Source organism: Bradyrhizobium sp. McL0615 (genome assembly GCF_049993905.1).
GTDB lineage: Bacteria > Pseudomonadota > Alphaproteobacteria > Rhizobiales > Xanthobacteraceae > Bradyrhizobium.
On sequence record NZ_CP188254.1, the window covers coordinates 3081588 to 3097909 of the forward strand.

The 16322-nt window shown below is 62.2% G+C and carries 16 protein-coding genes; 7 read left to right on the forward strand and 9 right to left on the reverse strand.

Features of this window, described 5'->3' with window-relative positions; all coding sequences use genetic code 11:
• Positions 1–59: 59 nt before the first annotated feature.
• Both hpnH and ispH read right to left on the reverse strand, forming a co-directional pair.
• On the reverse strand, positions 60–1229 hold the full coding sequence (gene hpnH / locus ACPPVP_RS14585) for an adenosyl-hopene transferase HpnH (protein WP_426535340.1): 1170 nt from the start codon (positions 1227–1229) through the stop codon (positions 60–62).
• A 65-nt stretch (positions 1230–1294) separates the two neighbouring features.
• A complete protein-coding gene (gene ispH / locus ACPPVP_RS14590; protein WP_426535342.1) occupies positions 1295–2221 on the reverse strand; it encodes a 4-hydroxy-3-methylbut-2-enyl diphosphate reductase in 927 nt (308 codons plus the stop codon).
• 445 nt (positions 2222–2666) lie between these two features.
• On the opposite strand from ispH, the gene ACPPVP_RS14595 reads away from it, so the two are divergent.
• The gene (locus ACPPVP_RS14595) at positions 2667–5255 is read left to right on the forward strand and encodes an MMPL family transporter (protein WP_426535344.1); all 2589 of its coding nucleotides are present in this window, start codon (positions 2667–2669) and stop codon (positions 5253–5255) included.
• Here the strand turns inward: ACPPVP_RS14595 and ACPPVP_RS14600 are convergent.
• A complete protein-coding gene (locus tag ACPPVP_RS14600) occupies positions 5223–5909 on the reverse strand; it encodes a DUF2147 domain-containing protein (protein ID WP_426535346.1) in 687 nt (228 codons plus the stop codon). The two genes, ACPPVP_RS14595 and ACPPVP_RS14600, sit on opposite strands and share 33 nt — an antisense overlap.
• Before the next feature lie 102 nt (positions 5910–6011).
• Here ACPPVP_RS14600 and hpnO point away from each other — a divergent pair, with 102 nt between their 5' ends.
• The 3 genes from hpnO (at position 6012) to ACPPVP_RS14615 (ending at position 8464) form a co-directional block, all read left to right on the forward strand.
• The gene (gene hpnO / locus ACPPVP_RS14605) at positions 6012–7403 is read left to right on the forward strand and encodes an aminobacteriohopanetriol synthase HpnO (RefSeq protein WP_426535348.1); all 1392 of its coding nucleotides are present in this window, start codon (positions 6012–6014) and stop codon (positions 7401–7403) included.
• Positions 7404–7514: 111 nt separating this feature from the next.
• Positions 7515–7922 carry a GFA family protein gene (locus ACPPVP_RS14610; protein ID WP_426535350.1) on the forward strand — a complete coding sequence of 136 codons (408 nt, stop codon included), beginning with the start codon at positions 7515–7517 and terminating at the stop codon, positions 7920–7922.
• Between the two features lie 299 nt (positions 7923–8221).
• A complete protein-coding gene (locus ACPPVP_RS14615) occupies positions 8222–8464 on the forward strand; it encodes a hypothetical protein (protein WP_426535352.1) in 243 nt (80 codons plus the stop codon).
• Positions 8465–8531: 67 nt separating this feature from the next.
• Here the strand turns inward: ACPPVP_RS14615 and ACPPVP_RS14620 are convergent, their stop codons facing one another.
• From ACPPVP_RS14620 to ACPPVP_RS14635, 4 genes are all read right to left on the reverse strand, one after another.
• A complete protein-coding gene (locus tag ACPPVP_RS14620) occupies positions 8532–9290 on the reverse strand; it encodes an anti-sigma factor family protein (RefSeq protein WP_426535354.1) in 759 nt (252 codons plus the stop codon).
• Entirely contained in the window at positions 9287–9847 is a 561-nt protein-coding gene (locus tag ACPPVP_RS14625) for a sigma-70 family RNA polymerase sigma factor (protein WP_426535356.1), read from the reverse strand. Before ACPPVP_RS14625 ends, ACPPVP_RS14620 begins: the two co-directional genes overlap by 4 nt.
• A 91-nt stretch (positions 9848–9938) precedes the next feature.
• Positions 9939–10262 carry a cupredoxin domain-containing protein gene (locus ACPPVP_RS14630; protein WP_426535358.1) on the reverse strand — a complete coding sequence of 108 codons (324 nt, stop codon included), beginning with the start codon at positions 10260–10262 and terminating at the stop codon, positions 9939–9941.
• Positions 10263–10276: 14 nt separating this feature from the next.
• Positions 10277–11215: a metallophosphoesterase family protein gene (locus tag ACPPVP_RS14635; protein ID WP_426535360.1), complete on the reverse strand. Its 939-nt coding sequence runs from the start codon at positions 11213–11215 to the stop codon at positions 10277–10279.
• A gap of 187 nt (positions 11216–11402) precedes the next feature.
• Here ACPPVP_RS14635 and ACPPVP_RS14640 point away from each other — a divergent pair, with 187 nt between their 5' ends.
• Positions 11403–12134 (forward strand): hypothetical protein, encoded by a 732-nt coding sequence (locus ACPPVP_RS14640; RefSeq protein ID WP_426535362.1) that lies wholly within the window; start codon positions 11403–11405, stop codon positions 12132–12134.
• Positions 12135–12172: 38 nt separating this feature from the next.
• Here ACPPVP_RS14640 and ACPPVP_RS14645 read toward each other — a convergent pair whose 3' ends face one another.
• Positions 12173–13075 carry an alpha/beta fold hydrolase gene (locus ACPPVP_RS14645; RefSeq protein WP_426535364.1) on the reverse strand — a complete coding sequence of 301 codons (903 nt, stop codon included), beginning with the start codon at positions 13073–13075 and terminating at the stop codon, positions 12173–12175.
• An 8-nt stretch (positions 13076–13083) separates the two neighbouring features.
• Positions 13084–14703, reverse strand: coding sequence for a GMC family oxidoreductase (locus tag ACPPVP_RS14650; RefSeq protein WP_426535366.1), 1620 nt, complete (start codon positions 14701–14703; stop codon positions 13084–13086).
• Between the two features lie 165 nt (positions 14704–14868).
• On the opposite strand from ACPPVP_RS14650, the gene ACPPVP_RS14655 reads away from it, so the two are divergent.
• Together ACPPVP_RS14655 and ACPPVP_RS14660 are read left to right on the forward strand one after the other, a co-directional pair.
• Positions 14869–16041 carry a M20 aminoacylase family protein gene (locus ACPPVP_RS14655; RefSeq protein ID WP_426535368.1) on the forward strand — a complete coding sequence of 391 codons (1173 nt, stop codon included), beginning with the start codon at positions 14869–14871 and terminating at the stop codon, positions 16039–16041.
• A 100-nt stretch (positions 16042–16141) separates the two neighbouring features.
• The gene (locus ACPPVP_RS14660) at positions 16142–16321 is read left to right on the forward strand and encodes a hypothetical protein (protein ID WP_426535370.1); all 180 of its coding nucleotides are present in this window, start codon (positions 16142–16144) and stop codon (positions 16319–16321) included.
• Position 16322: the final 1 nt, after the last annotated feature.

Consider the following 16322-nt stretch of genomic DNA (forward strand, 5'->3'; position numbering starts at 1 on the left):
AACAAAAAGAAGGGCCTCGGTTCCAAAGAACCGAGGCCCTGATCTTTTCGCCATCCGGCTCAGGCGGCGGTGGAGGTTTTTTCTTCTTTCGCTCGCTGCTTGGCGGCTGCGGCAGCGGCTTCGTCCTTGCGGATCTCGGACAGGCGCTTCTGCACCTCGGACGAGAAAATGTACTGCGCCGGGCGCTGCTTGGTGAGATCGATTTCGGGCGCCATCGGCCCCGTGGTGCGGACGCCGCGGAGCGCGACCCACATCGCCTTCAATGGATTGAGCAGTGCAGCGTTGGCAGCCGTCGGCTCGTAACCGCAATGCGCCATGCAGTCGGCGCACTTCTCGTACTTGCCGGTGCCGTAGGTGTCCCAGTCCGTGGTCTCCATCAGTTCCTTGAAGGTCTTGGTGTAGCCTTCGCCGAGCAGGTAGCAGGGCTTTTGCCAGCCGAAGATGTTGCGGGCCGGCATGCCCCACGGCGTGCATTCGTAGCTCTGGTTACCTGCGAGGAAGTCCAGGAACAGGCCGGAATGCATGAAGTTCCACTTCTTGCCTTTGCCGAGGGCGAACACGTCGCGGAACAGCTTCTTGGTCTTGGTGCGGTTGAGGAAGTGCTCCTGGTCCGGGGCGCGCTCATAGGCGTAGCCCGGCGACATCGAGACGCCGACACCGAGTTCGGTCGTGAGGTCGAGGAATTTTGCGATCTCTTCCGCCGGATGGCCGTCGAAGATCGTGGCGTTGACGTTGACGGTAAAGCCGCGCGCCTTTGCGGCCTTGATCGCGGAGACCGCGCGGTCGAACACGCCCTTCTGCGATACCGCCTTGTCGTGGTGGTCCTTCAACCCGTCGAGATGCACCGAGAAGAACAGATAGGGCGAGGGCTCGAACAGATCGAGCTTCTTCTCCAGCAGCAATGCGTTGGTGCACAGCGAGACGAACTTCTTGCGTTCCACGAGTCCGCGCACGATCTCGCCGATCTCCTTGTGGATCAGCGGCTCGCCGCCGGGGATCGCCACCATCGGCGCGCCGCATTCGTCGGCCGCGTCCCAGCACTCCTGCGCCGACATGCGGCGGTTGAGGATCGCGTCGGGATAGTCGATCTTGCCGCAACCGACACAGGCGAGGTTGCAGCGGAACAACGGCTCCAGCATCAACACCAGCGGATAGCGCTTCCGGCCAAGCAGCTTCTGCTTGATCAGATAGCCGCCGATACGCAGTTCCTTGAAAAACGGTATTGCCATTTGAGAGATTTCTTTCTGGACTTGGGTCTGGGCCTTGAGGCCCAGACTTGGAATCGTGAAGTGGATCAGCCCGCAGTCAGTTCGGCTGGAAGCCGGAATTCGATATTTTCTTCCCGGCCGGGAAGCACCGATACCTTGACGGGTCCGATACGCCTCAAAGCCTCGATCACGTCGTCGACCAAAACTTCGGGCGCCGAGGCGCCCGCCGTGATGCCGACGGCTTTCGCATCCTTGAGCCAATCGGGGTTCAACTCGCTCCCGTCGGCAATGAGATAACTCGCGACGCCGACCTCGGTGCCGATTTCGCGGAGCCTGTTTGAGTTGGAACTATTGGCGGCCCCCACCACCAAAATGACGTCCACTAGCTTACTTAAGTCCCTTACCGCAGATTGGCGGTTCTGTGTCGCATAGCAGATATCCCGGATGTCGGGGCCTTGAATATCTGTAAATTTGGTCTGAAGGGCGGCAATTATGTCCTTTGTGTCATCCACGCTCAGGGTGGTCTGGGTAATATAGGCCAGCGGGACGTCGGTCGGCAGGGTCAGGGCCGCCACGTCATCGACGTTCTGGACCAGCAGAACCGGCCCCGGAACCTGGCCCATGGTTCCCTCGACCTCGGGATGACCGGCATGGCCGATCAGTACCAGGGTACGGCCCTTGGACATATACCGCTTGCCCTGGTTGTGGACCTTGGTGACCAGGGGGCAGGTGGCATTGAGGACGGGCAGGCCGCGGGCGGCGGCCTCTTCCTCGACGCTGCGGGCCACGCCGTGGGCGCTGAAGACGGTCACCGCCAATGGTGGAACCTCCGACAGGTCCTCGACGAAGATTGCGCCCTTGGCCTTGAGGCTTTCGACCACGTACTTGTTATGTACGATCTCATGACGGACATAGACCGGCGGACCGTACTTCTTGAGCGCACGCTCAACGATTTCGATGGCACGTACGACGCCCGCACAAAATCCGCGGGGCTGCGCTAGATACACTTCCATGGGATGTCCATTACGATAGTTGCACTAGGTACTGAATTCGCAAATTCACCCGAAGGTCTCCGTGCAGCCGGTCACATCCGGATATTTGCAATATCCGCACCACGACCGGAACCGGTTGGTAATCCCCACCCAAGTAGATGGAAGCGCAGGACTATGTGTCAAAAATTGTGCGGCAAGAAAAGGTGCATCGCGCAATGGTTACCAGATGGTAGGTAATTAGATACCTAAAGCGGCGCTTATGGGAACCAGTGTTGCTCACCGGTTCGTCACTTTATCGCCCATCCGGACGGGCTATACCGGCGCCGAGCGCCTGTTGCGGTCCGTTTTTGCGGCTTCGCTTGAACCCCGCAGGAAGTAACCAAAACAACATTAGATCGGCTTCGGGAACTCCGCTAGACAGCGGGCGTTTTCGCCCAGCTCTCCTTGAGATTTAGAAAGAAACGAAGTGCTGACCAGTATTGTTGTCGCCATTGTCAGAACCTGTACGCGGTTTGCCACTCTCGTCGTCATCGCCGCCCTGCTTCTGGCCGTGGGAGCGAGCTACTATGCGGCCAAGCATTTTTCCATCAACACCGACATCAACACGCTGATTTCGCCCGACCTCGACTGGCGCAAGCGCGACAATCAGTTCGAGCACGCATTCGACCGCGAAAAACTGATTCTCGCCGTCGTCGAGGCGCCGACGCCTGAACTCGCCAGCGCCGCGAGCAAGGCGCTCGCCGCAAAACTCACCGGCGACACCCAGAATTTCGAATCGGTGCAGCCGCTGGGCTCCGGCGAATTCTTCGAAAAGAACGGCCTGTTGTTCCTGCCGGTGGAAGAGGTCGGCAAGGTTGCAGGCCAGCTCGAAGCCGCCGCCCCGCTGATCGAGATCATGGCCGGCGATCCCTCGATCCGCGGCCTGACCGGCGCGCTGGAGACCGGGCTTGCCGGCGTCAAGCGCGGGCAGGTCAAGCTCGACAATGCCGAACGGCCCTTCAACCTGATCAGCCAGACGGTCGAAGACATCCTGAACAAGGGGACGGCGACTTTCTCCTGGCGCGAACTCGTCAGCGACAAGCCTTTGACCGACGCCGACCGCCGCGCCTTCATCGAGTTCAAGCCGAAGCTCGACTACAACGCGCTTGAACCCGGCAAGGACGCCACCGACGCGATCCGGAAGGCCGCGATCGACCTCAATTTTGCGGGCCAATACAACGCGCGGGTGCGGCTGACCGGTCCGGTTCCGATCGCCAATGAGGAATATTCGACCGTTCAGGACGGTGCGATCCTCAACGGTATCGTAACCGTCCTGATCGTCCTCGTGATCCTCTGGATGGCGCTGCATTCCGCAAAAATCATCTTTGCGGTGTTCGTGAACCTGTTCATCGGCCTTTCGCTCACCACTGCGGTCGGCCTGATGATGGTGGGATCGCTGAACCTGCTGTCGATCGCCTTTGCCGTGCTGTTCGTCGGTCTCGGGGTCGATTTCGGTATTCAGTACAGCGTCCGCTACCGTTCCGAGCGTTTCAAGAACGAAGATCTGGCGCTTGCGCTGGAGAATGCAGCGAGACGGTCTGCGGTCCCGCTGTCGCTCGCCGCGATGGCCACCGCCGCCGGCTTCCTGTGTTTCCTGCCGACCGACTACAAGGGCATCTCCGAACTCGGCAAGATTGCCGGCGCCGGCATGCTGATCGCGTTCATCACCAGCATCACGGCCCTGCCTGCCATGCTGAAGCTGCTTCACCCGCCCGGCGAAAGCGAGGCTGTCGGTTACGCGTTTCTGGCGCCGGTGGACGAATTCCTCGAAAGGCATCGCGTCATCATCGTGGGGGGGACGCTGCTCCTCGTCGTGGCCGGCCTGCCGCTGCTCTATTTCATGAAGTTCGACTTCAACCCGATCAACCTGCGCAACCCCAAGGCCGAATCGATCGCGACCTTCCTCGACCTGCGCAAGGATCCCAATACCGGCGCCAACGCCATCAACGTGCTGACCACTTCGGAAGCGGAAGCCAGGAAGATCGAGGCAAAGCTGGAAAAGCTGCCGGAAGTCCTGCGCGTGATGTCGCTCGACAGTTTCGTCCCTGAGGATCAGCCGGCGAAGCTGCAGTTGATCGCGAAGGCGGCGAGGGTAGTGGGGCCCGCGCTGAATCCCGATTCTGTCGATGCCGCCCCCACCGATGAAGAGAATGTGGAGGCCCTGAAGAGTTCGGTCGACAGCCTGCGCAGGACCGCCGGCGACGGCAAGGGGCCGGGCGCGGTTGCCTCACGACGGCTGGCGGACGCACTGTCGAAACTGGCCGGAAGCGACCAGGCGATGCGCGTCAAGGCACAGAACATTTTCGTCGCCCCGCTCAAGATCGTGTTCGATCAGCTCAAGAACACGATGCAGGCAGGCCCTGTCACGTTGAAGACGCTGCCGCCGGAATTGGTGAACGGCTGGAAGTCGAAGGACGGATTGATCCGCGTCGAGGCGTTGCCGAAGGGCGATCCCAACGACAACGATAACCTCCGCCGCTTTGCCGATACGGTGTTGGCGGCGGAGCCGAATGCGATCGGCGGGCCGGTGTCGATCCTCAAATCCGGCGACACCATCGTGAGGGCGTTCATCCATGCCGGCATCTGGGCGCTCGTGGTGATCAGCCTGTTGCTCTGGTTGGCGCTGCGGCGGGTCAGCGACGTATTGATGACGATGGTGCCGCTGCTGGTGGCCGGCGCGGTGACGCTGGAGCTCTGCGTACTGATCGGGTTGCCGCTCAACTTCGCCAACATTGTCGCGATGCCGCTGCTGCTCGGCGTCGGCGTCGCCTTCAAGATCTACTACGTCACGGCCTGGCGCGAGGGCAGAACGAACCTGCTGCAGTCGAGCCTGACGCGCGCGATCTTTTTCTCGGCGCTGACGACCGCGACCGCGTTCGGAAGCCTGTGGCTATCCAGTCATCCCGGCACCGCCAGCATGGGCAAATTGCTGGTGCTGTCGTTCATCATCACGCTGGCCGCGGTGCTGCTGTTCCAGCCCGCGCTAATGGGTAAACCGCGCGATGTCGGGGAGTAGGCAGATATCGCCGATATCGGCGGGCTGAGCGGGTTGGCCGGCCGCCTGCTTCTGGGCGGGCGCAGCTTTCGGTGCAGGTGCAGGGCTGGCAGGTGCGGGATTTGCTGCACCGGTGGTCTTCGGCGCCGGCGCAGGTGCCGGTGCTGCAGTCTTGGGCGCCGCGCCAGGCGCTCCCTTCGGCGCACCCTTGGCCATGCTGTTGGCGGGGCTCGAGGGAATCGGCGGCCCGGCGCGGGTCCAGGTCTCACCGCCGCACAGGAACCCAAGCACGCAACCCTGGATCTCAAGTTGGTCGGCACCGACCGGCTTGATCGTCGAGCTGTAGAGCTGCCCGTCCTTGGCGTTGTAGACTTGGCCTTCCCAGGAATCGACGCCGGGCTTCTTCTTCATGTCGATCAGGATCGGCATGGCCAAGGTCGGCCGGCTCTGCTTGGCGGCATCCGGATTGTTCTTGTCCTTGCCGCCCGGGGTCTTTTCCCAGGCAACGACGCCCCACATGCTGCCGCTGCATTGGGCGACGCGAATATTGGCCACGCCATCGGCTACTTTCCAGTCACCTGTGGGATCGGCGGCAAACGCCGCGTTAAGACCTGTGGCTAAAAAAACTCCCGAATAAACTATTGTACGCGCGATGGTTCTTGGGCAGTGCAACATGGTTCAAACCTATGTTTAAGTAGATGATCCAAAGCGGGGGTCAAAACGCCGCATTGAGTGTTTTCAGTTGACGAAACAGCCATCAACCGACGTATGTAGCGAATGCCAAGTTCATATCTAGATGTTTCCGGGCTCTTTGTAGAGCGGCAGGCGCAGCGAAGTTCCATGCATGCGCGCCACCTGAACGAGCAGCTCGTCCGTGTGCTGAAGACCATCGGCTACGATGTGGGCTTTCAGAAGGGTCAAGGTCAATACCTGTTCGATCGGGACGGCGCCCGCTATCTCGATCTACTGAGCGGATTTGGCGTTTTTGCGATTGGCCGCAATCATCCGTCGCTGCGCCAGGCGCTGAAAAGCGTGCTCGACAGCGATTTTCCCAATCTGGTTCAACTTGATGTGTCCACGCTCGCCGGCGTGCTGGCGGAACGTCTGTTGGAACATGTGCCATATCTGGACAAGGTGTTCTTTGCCAATTCCGGCGCCGAGACCGTTGAGGCCGCGATCAAGTTCGCGCGTGGCGCGACCGGCCGCCCCGGCATCGTCTCCTGCTCGCATTCGTTCCATGGCCTGTCCTACGGCGCGCTGTCGCTGATGGACGATGCCAACTTCCGCTCCGGCTTCGAGCCGCTGCTGCCGGGATGCACGCAGATTGCCTTCAACGATCTCGCCGCCCTCGAGCAGGCGCTGTCCTCGCGCCAGGTCGCGGCCTTCATCGTCGAGCCGATCCAGGGCAAGGGCGTCAACCTGCCCACCGATGAATTCCTGCCGGGCGCCGCCGCGCTGTGCAAGAAATACGGCACCATCTTCATCGCCGACGAAATCCAGACCGGCATCGGCCGCACCGGAAAATTCCTCGCCGTCGAGCACTGGAATGTCGAGCCCGACATGGTGCTGCTGGCGAAGGCGCTGTCGGGCGGCCACGTGCCGGTCGGCGCGCTGCTGACGCGCAAAAGTATCTTCGACAAGATCTTCAACCAGATGGACCGCGCGGTCGTGCACGGCTCGACCTTTGCGAAGAACGATCTGGCGATGGCCGCCGGCATCGCTACCCTTGACGTGATCAAGCATGAAAAGCTGGTCGAGCAGGCCGCCAAGCGCGGCGCCGAGCTTCGCCTCGCGCTCACCCGCATGGTGCCCGGCTATGAATTGCTGAAGGAAGTGCGCGGCAAGGGATTGATGATCGGCATCGAGTTCGGTCCGCCGAAATCGCTGCGGCTGAAGGCTTCCTGGAATCTGCTGGAGACCGCCAACAAGGGCCTGTTCTGCCAGCTCATCACTGTACCGCTGTTCAAGGATCACAAGATCCTGACGCAGGTCTCCGGCCACGGCAGCCACACCATCAAGTTGCTGCCGCCGCTCGTGATCACCGAAGAAGACTGCAACTGGATCGAAAAGTCGTTCGACGACGTCATCGCCGCCAGCCACAAGGTCCCCGGCGCGATCTGGTCGCTCGGCAAGACGCTGGTCGACAACGCGGTCAGGAAGTCGGCCTAGTCACGCGACAGTAAGACGCAATGGCAAGGCCGTTGCGCCGTTGAACCGCCAATCTTCGAGCCTATCTCCGACGGAAGCGGCAACGACAGCCGCGTTGATTGGGAGAGAGGCATGGTCAACATCACCGGCGGCTGTCACTGTGGCGCAATCCGCTATCAGATCGAGGGCGACCCGATCGTTCACGCGCTGTGCCACTGCGCAGATTGCCGGCGTCACGCCGGCGCACCGATGGTCGGGTGGTCGATGTATGCGGAAGATGCGCTCAAGGTGACGAAGGGGGCGCCGAAAACTTATCAGTCCTCTGAACACGGCCGGCGGCAGTTTTGTGCCGACTGCGGCACGGGACTGTTCTACATCAATGCGAACGTGTTGCCCGGCATCGTCGATATCCAGAGCGCGACCTGTGACGATCCCGACGCCGTGCCGGCGATGGTACACATCCAGACGGCAGAGCGGATACGCTGGATGGAGCGCGCGCACGAACTGCCGACCTTCGAACGCTATCCACCGCAGACATAGCAGCTGTCCGGATTCGCGAGGTGGGCTAGCGGCAGCGTAATCCACCGCTAGTCCCACCAGTCAACGCAGCTAACACGCTCTACGGAGCTGCCGCGCAATAGCGAAAATGCTGCGCCGATCGTTTCATTTGTAGACGAATATTCCGCTGATTTGCCGGCGAAGATTTTGCGCGCATTCACGCCGTCGGGACTTTTGAGCACGGCTGTTCACATCGCGGTGAAACCATCGTCCGGCTATCCGCTTTTGCGCTGCGGTACCCAATTGGATGGGATGACTTCATCACAAAGAGGATCTCACCGATGACCAAATCGATCCCAACCCTCGCCGCCGCGCTTCTGATGACCGCGATCGCAACGCCCGTGCTCGCGCAAGCCGCGATCCAGGAGCCCGGCGCTTTCGCGTTCTATCATCCCAATGCCGACGTGCTCGGCGGCCGGCCGGCATATCGATCGTTCGATCAATCCAATGCCTATTACGTCGATGCCGTACCGATGCGCGATCAGCGGCAGCTCGCGCCGCGACATCATCGCAAGGCGCGATAAGGAGCCTGGCTTGGTGCCTGTTGCGTGAGGGGCGGGGGCTTCATCGTGCGCCCGCGCCCTCACCAACTTATCCGGCTACGCGTGTGGCGCTCTCGAACCTCTCGCCGAAATCCGCAAGCTCGTCCTTGCCGATGTCGCTGACCGCCCAGTAATTCAGCCCGCGTTCGCTCCAGTGCCGGATGTTGAAGCCCTGGATCGTGTCGATCTTCGCGGGGCGCCGTTCGGTGCTCGACGTCTGCGACACGAACAGGTTGATGACGTGCTGGCGGCGGCGATAGACCACCGCGCCGATGGCGCGGGCATCGATGTAATCGAGCCGGCCGCCGATCAGGGTAAAGCCCTGCGCGGTCAGGTCGATCACCGGCGGCGACACGTCGAGCTTGCCGTTGAACCACGGTTTTACCGTGTGCTGATCGGTGGAAATCACATCGGTGAGATGGCCTGCCTGCAACGAACGCAAATGCGCCGATACGACCTCCGACTGAATGCGGTCGACGTCGTCCTGGCGCAGCACGATCGCGACCAGGCCGGTTGCGGCCAGCGCCGATACCGCGGAGCCCATTGCAAAGCCGCGCAGCACGGCGCGGCGATTTGGCACCTGGCGCGGCTGCGGCAATGCCGCCTCGATACGCTGGCGCAACGCTGCTGGCGCGGTGTAACCCGCGCCGGCTTCCGCAATGGCCTTGCTCATCTCGCGATAATCGCGAAGCGCCGCCGCGCAGCGCGGGCAGCCGGCGATATGGCTTTCCACCTCGCGCGCGTGCCCGGCGTCGAGTTCGCCGTCGATCAATGCGTGAAGCAAAACTTCAGCCTCGTCGCAGGTCATTTGCATTGCTCCTCTTCCGCCAGCCACGCCGATCGCAGCATGGCGCGGGCGCGCGCCAGACGTGACATCACAGTGCCGACAGGCACTTCAGCGACTTTGGCAATCTCGCGGTACGACAGGTTTTGAATTTCCCGCAGCACAAACGTCTCGCGGAACGGTTCGGCCAGCGCCGCCACCAGCCGGCGGATGGTGTCGGAATCCCAGCGGCGCACGAGCTGCGCCTCCGGTGTCTCTTCGGCTTCATGCCACAGCGGCGTCTGCTCGGCGCTTTCGGGAGCGTCTTCTATCGCACTGGTCGGTGTGTGGGCGCGACGGGCATACTCGGCGCGGCAGACATTGCGCAGGATCGCAAATAGCCACGGCTTCATCGCCGGCCCGCGATAGCTGTCGAAATGCCTGAACGCTCGCAGATAGCATTCCTGCACCGCGTCCTCGGCGTCGGTGGCGTTGCGAAGCAGGTAGCGCGCCAGCGTATAGGCGTCGTTCAGATAAGGTAGCGCGGCGTCGCGAAAGCGCCGCGCCTTTTCGGGATCGTCGTCGACTGCTTTGATCGGCATCGCCTTTGGTCCGGCTGCTGCAGAACGGGATTGCGCCCGGCCGGGTTCGATCCACCGGCCGGGCAGGGCTGTGATGCCTTGGTTTGGCGCGTTACTCAACCTTCACCGCCCCTGTCATATGCGGGTGCAGCGAACAAAAATATTTGTATTCGCCGGGTGCCGTGAACGTGAACGAGAAGGTGCCGTCGGTGTCCATCGTCTTGGACCTGAACTTGCCGGCGCAGACCACGGTGTGGGGGATGTCGTCGCGGTTGGTCCAGGTCACGGTCTGGCCGACCTTGACCGTGAGCTGGGCCGGCTCAAACACGAAGTTATCGATGTGGACAGCCATGTCCTCCGCGCGGGCGGCGCCGACAGGGAGGAGCATGGCCGCGACCACGGCGATGCCGAAGTCGCGGCGATTGATCGAATGCATTGCCAATATCCTCTTCAGCCCTGCAGCGGCGTATCGATGATCGCAAGGCGTTCATTGCCCTGCTTGAAGTTGATGCTGGCAACCCCGAGCAAACTTCGCAGCTTGGCGTCCTCGACCTTCATCGGCCCGGGCGAGGGGGCTGTGCCCGGCGCCGGCTGCGGGAACGCGGTCGAACGCGCGGTGTGGAAGGTGACGTTGCCCTCGACCTTCTGCATCACCTGGTGAATGTGGCCGTTCAGCACCGTGACCGAGCCGAAGCCTTTGACGTATTCCAGCGCGCGCGCGCCGTCATCGGTGCCCCAGCCCCATTGCGGATAGACCGTCCATAGCGGGATATGGGCAAACAGCACGACCGGCGTGGATTTCGACTTCCCCTTCAGGTCGTCCTCCAGCCATTCGAGCTGGTCGTCGCCGAGACTGCCGAGGCCGCCGCCTTTGAGGTTTGCGACATTGACGAGGCCGACGAAATGCACGCCGCCGGCGTCGAAAGAATACCAGCCACCGCCCTTGGTGCCGCGGCCGTAGCGCTCCTTGTAGAGCTTGACCTCCTCGTCAATGATGTCGTGCTCGCCCGGCACGTAATGCACGTCGAGCTTGGCCTGCGAGATGATGCGATCGGCGTCGTCGAACTCCTTGACCTTCGACAGATGCGTGATGTCGCCGGTGTGGATCATGAACAATGGTTTCTTCGGCATCGCATTGATCTTGTTGATGGCTTCCTCCAGCGTGCCGATCGCATTGGGATTGGCCGGCTTGTCGAAGCCGACATGGCTGTCGCTGATCTGCAGGAAGGTCATCCCGGCGGGCTCGGCAGCCAGCGCCGAGTCGACAATGCCGAGCGAGCGCGGCACGCCGCCGGTAATGGTCCAGAGCACGCCGGTGCCGGCCCAGGTCATGCATTCCAGGACCTTGCGTCGGCTGACACCGTCCCCGTGGTGGTCGTGATCGCTCATGGCAAATCTCCCTGAGCCCTTGATTGGGCTTGCAGGGACGTGATCGGGGGGAGGCGGGGTTTATTCCCGGATGTTGCGGCGGACGCTCGCCGAGCGATAACGTCTTCGTGAATGTTTAATGCCTTAGTTTTACCGGCGGCCGGCGGAGCAGTGATGCATGCCAATTACCTATTGCGACGACTCGATGATGGCCTATCGGTCGGCGCGAAAGATATTTCAGCCCGACGAAGGTGTCGCCTTCGACGAGGGGTACCGGCTCGCGCACCTTCCGCTGATCAATGCCGGACATCCCGCCGTTATCAGCGCGGTTGAAGGTCACGACTATCGAAACGGCACCTATGAGAAAGCGCGCTATGCGCTGGTGATGCCAATTTCCGCGGACGCCTTTCTCGAATCGGATGAGGTTCAGGCGCTTGAGCTCGCCATGAAGTCATCGGGCTTTGCGCCAAAGATTGCGTGGGAAATCTGCGAATTGCGCCGATCAAGGTTGCACGCGACGCTTGCCAGCGGCATCTCGGAGGCAGACCTCGATCGTTGTGCGGCGGCGGTTCGAGATCGATTGGATGCGATTGGTTCGATATCCGTTTGCCTGAAAGGGCCTTTTCAGGGCACCAGGAATACCGGCCGTATCTATTTTCCGGTCTACCCGCAGAATATCCGGGGCGAAGACCCATTCGCGCTGATCCAAAAAAGCATCGGCGTAGCTCGGACGAAACTCTACCTCGTCGGATATTATCATATGAGCCAGGAACTCGATCCGCTGGAAACAAGGGAGCTGGCCGAACTGATCGATCAGTGGCGGGATCGGATTGTCGTCACGACAAACATTCCCTTCCTGGAATTGTACGCCACCAACGATGATCTTGCGCTTTCAGCGCGCGTGCATGCGAAAATTTCAGCCGGTGGGCGCCCTGCGTAAAGCGCTGACAAGAAGTTGGAGAACTGCGCCGGATGGATCTAGCGGTGTTTCGCTTCGAATATTTGCAGGGCACCAAGCAGGAGTTTTGGATCCTCCTGGCCGACGCAGTGACCGACGCCGGCAAAACTCCATTCGCTGACGTGCGGAATCAGCGCCACGGCCCGTGACGCCATCATTTTATAGATCGGCCATGATTGTTCGGTCGTCGCGACGCAGACCGGGCAGTCGATCTCAGTCAGCCACGCGAAAGGATTGCCGCGGTGATCTCCGGTGTAGACCTGCTCCATCGCCTCACAAATCGGAAGGGTAATGGCGGACTCGATCTCAGGCGTGCAGAGCAGCCGTACCCGGCCGTCCCCCACAGGGGCAAAGCCATGCCGGATGTAGGCCCGGAGCGAGGTCTCGGACCACGTCGCAAATGCAGGCGCAGCGCGATAGCGCTGGAACACCGTCTCGGCGCTGTCGAACTCGGCCTGGCGGCGCAGCACGCTCTGCACGGCGGCCGTCGACCTGTCGCTCAATCCGTCGGCGCGGGCAGCACGCGGATCCATGACGGTCGGCTCCATCACGAACAGGCGCGAAAAGCGCTTGGGCAAAAGTTTCGCCGCGAGCAGGAGATCGGTGGCGCCGGCGCTGTGGCCGATGCCAAATATGTCCGACAGGTCGAGCGCCTCGATCACCCGACACACATCCTCGGCGAAATCCTGGAAATGATAGCAGTCTGCCGCCGGCTTGTGACTGTCGCCATGGCCGCGGCGGTCGAGCGCATAGACGGTGTAACGCGACGCCAGTTCACGGGCGACCTCATCCCAGACCTCGGCGACAAAGCCGGTGCCGTGCAACAGCAGCGCGGGCGGTTTGCTCGAGCCGTCCTCGCCCCATCGGGCAAGTGTGATGTGTTCGCCGACAGGTCCGACCGAAATCCGTTTGGGGTTCGTCATGGGAGGGACTATCGCGCATCCTCCAGAATCATCGCCGCACCTTTCTCCGCGATCATCGCCGTCGGCGTGTTGGTATTCCCCGATGTGATCGTCGGCATGACAGACGCATCGGCGACGCGCAGTCCCGCGATGCCGTGGAAGCGCAGGCGCTCGTCGACCACGGCTGCGGGATCGGTGGCCGTCCCCATCTTCGCGGTCCCCACCGGATGAAAGATCGTGGTGCCGATATCGCCGGCGGCTTTCGCCAGTGAGGCGTCGTCGTCGCCGACGGCGGGGCCAGGGAGATATTCCTGCGGGTGAAATTGTTCGAGCCGCTTCTGCTTCATCAGCCGTCGCGTGGTGCGGATGGCGTCGGCGGCGACCTGGCGATCGTCGTCGGTCGAGAGATAATTCGGCGCGATCGATGGGGCCTCGTTCGCTTTCGCAGAGCGGATGCGCACGGTGCCGCGCGACGTCGGCCGCAGGTTGCAGGCGCTGACGGTGATGGCGGGAAAGCGGTGCAGGGGATCGCCGAACTTGTCGAGCGACAGCGGCTGCACGTGGAACTGGATATTGGCCCGCTCGCGGCGTGGATCGGAGCGTGTGAAGATGCCGAGCTGCGACGGCGCCATGGTCAGCGGTCCGCGGCGGCGGAAGGCATAATCGAGCCCCATCATGCCGCGCCGGATCAGATTGTAGTAGGTCTCGTTCAGGGTGCGGATACCCTCGACCTTGTAGATCGCGCGCTGCTGCAGATGGTCCTGCAGGTTGCGGCCGACGCCTTGCTTGTCGAGCACGACATCGATGCCAAGCGGCGACAGCCAGTCGGCCGGTCCGATGCCGGATCGCTGCAGCACCTGGGTCGAACCGATCGACCCCGCACACAGAACGACTTCGCCCCGGGTGCGCGCCTCGACCACCTCATTGCCTTGCATGAAGCGCACGCCGACGGCGCGGCCGTTCTCGATGATGAGGCGATCCACCAGCACGTTCTTTTCCAGCCGCAAATTGCCGCGGTTCAGCACCGGCTTGAGGAAGCCGCGCGCCGAAGACCAGCGCCGGCCGCGCTTCTGGTTGACGTGGAAATAGCTCGTGCCTTCATTGTCGCCGGTGTTGAAATCGGCGATGCGCTTGATGCCCATTTCCTCGGCGGCGTCGCCGACCGCGTCGAGAATGGCCCACGACAGCCGCGGCGCCTCGATGCGCCAGCCGCCGCCGGTGCCGTGATGTTTGCTGTCGCCCAGAAAATGGTCTTCGAGCCGCTTGAACAGCGGCAGTACGTCGTCATAGCCCCAGCCGGTGAGGCCGAGCTGCCGCCAGTGGTCATAATCGGCGGACTGCCCCCGCATCGAGATCATGGCGTTGATGGCGGAGGAGCCGCCGATCACCTTGCCGCGCGGATAGGCCAGTGACCGACCGTTGAGCCCGGGTTCCGCCTCGGTCCTGAACATCCAGTCCGAGCGGGGATTGCCGATCGCGAAGAGGTAGCCGACCGGGATGTGAAACCAGATCCAATTGTCGTTGCCGCCGGCCTCCAGGATCAGCACGCGATTTTTTGGGTCGGCCGACAGCCGGTTGGCCATGATGCAACCGGCGGTCCCTGCGCCAACCACGATATAGTCGAAATCACCCTCAAGCCTTCGCGGCATCTTCGGTTTCCACCCTTAACGTCCTTTCCGTCCTAATAGTCAGACGCGGACGGCCGGGACAAGCCCGGCCTTGACGGTGAGGCGGGGGGCCTCGATGCGTTGGTTGGACCGCCCCTTGCATGCTACAGGGGCAGAAGCGTTCAACCCGGAAAGCCTGTCATCTCCATGCCCATCGTCAATCGTGTCGCCGAGTTTCAACCCGACATCCAGGCCTGGCGCCGGGATATTCATGAACACCCGGAACTGCTCTACGACGTGCACCGCACTGCGGCATTGGTAGCGGACCGGTTGCGGGAATTCGGCTGCGACGAGGTCATTACCGGCATAGGGCGCACCGGCGTCGTCGGCGTCATCAAGGGCGGCAAGCCTGCCGGCAGGGGTGACGTGCAGGTCATCGGGCTGCGGGCGGATATGGACGCGCTGCCGATCGAGGAGGCGACCAATCTGCCCTACGCATCCAAAGCGAAAGGCTTGATGCACGCCTGCGGCCATGATGGCCACACCGCGATGCTGTTGGGTGCGGCGCGCTATCTCGCCGAGACCCGCAATTTCGCAGGCAAAGCGGTCGTGATCTTCCAGCCGGCCGAAGAGGGCGGTGCGGGTGCGGTTGCGATGATCAAGGACGGGCTGATGGACCGTTTCGGAATCGAGCAGGTCTACGGCATGCATAACGGTCCGGGCATTCCGGTAGGCTCGTTCGCGCTTCGGCCCGGTCCGATCATGGCCGGCGGCGATGCCGTCGTCGTCAAGATCGAGGGGCTCGGCGGGCACGCTGCCCAGCCGCACAAGAGCATCGATTCCGTCCTTGTCGGCGCGCAGTTGATCACGGCGCTGCAGTCGATTGTCTCGCGCAGCGTTGATCCGCTGGAATCGGCGGTGATTTCGATGTGCGAGTTTCACGCCGGCAATGCCCGCAACGTGATTCCGCACACCGCTGTCCTGACCGGCACCGTCCGCACCCTGAACGGCGACGTGCGGAAGATGGTGGAAAGGCGCGTCCGCGAAGTCGTCGCCGGCGTGGCGCAGATCACCGGCGCCAAAATCGATCTGACCTACGATCGCGGCTATCCGGTGACGGTCAACCATGTCGGGCAGACCGATGTCGCGACGCGGGCAGCCAGAGACATCGCCGGCGATGCCAATGTGCATGAGATGCCGCCGCTGATGGCCGGCGAAGATTTCGCCTTCATGCTGGAGCAGCGGCCGGGTGCGTTGATCTTCTGCGGCAACGGCGACAGTGCAGGGCTGCATCACCCCGCCTACAATTTCAACGACGAGGCACTCGTGTTCGGCACCTCTTACTGGATCAAGCTGGTCGAGAACACGCTGGCCGCGTGAGGCCGTTCACCGGCATTTCATCGCCGCCGGATGCGTGAGGGGCTTGACGGCCGGTCGCCCCGCGACCAGCCTCATCGTGAGGCAACGTGGAGCGTGCATCATGGACGTCCTTACCCTGGTCGTTTTTGTGGCTTCGATCTATCCCGCCGGTCGAATTGCCGAGCGCCGAGGACGCAGCTTCAAGGTGTGGGCCTGGGTTGCCGCATTTATCGGTCCGCTCGCACTCCCGCTGATTTTCCTGTTGCCGAACTTGCGCGCCGGGAACGTCAGCCACGCCTAGG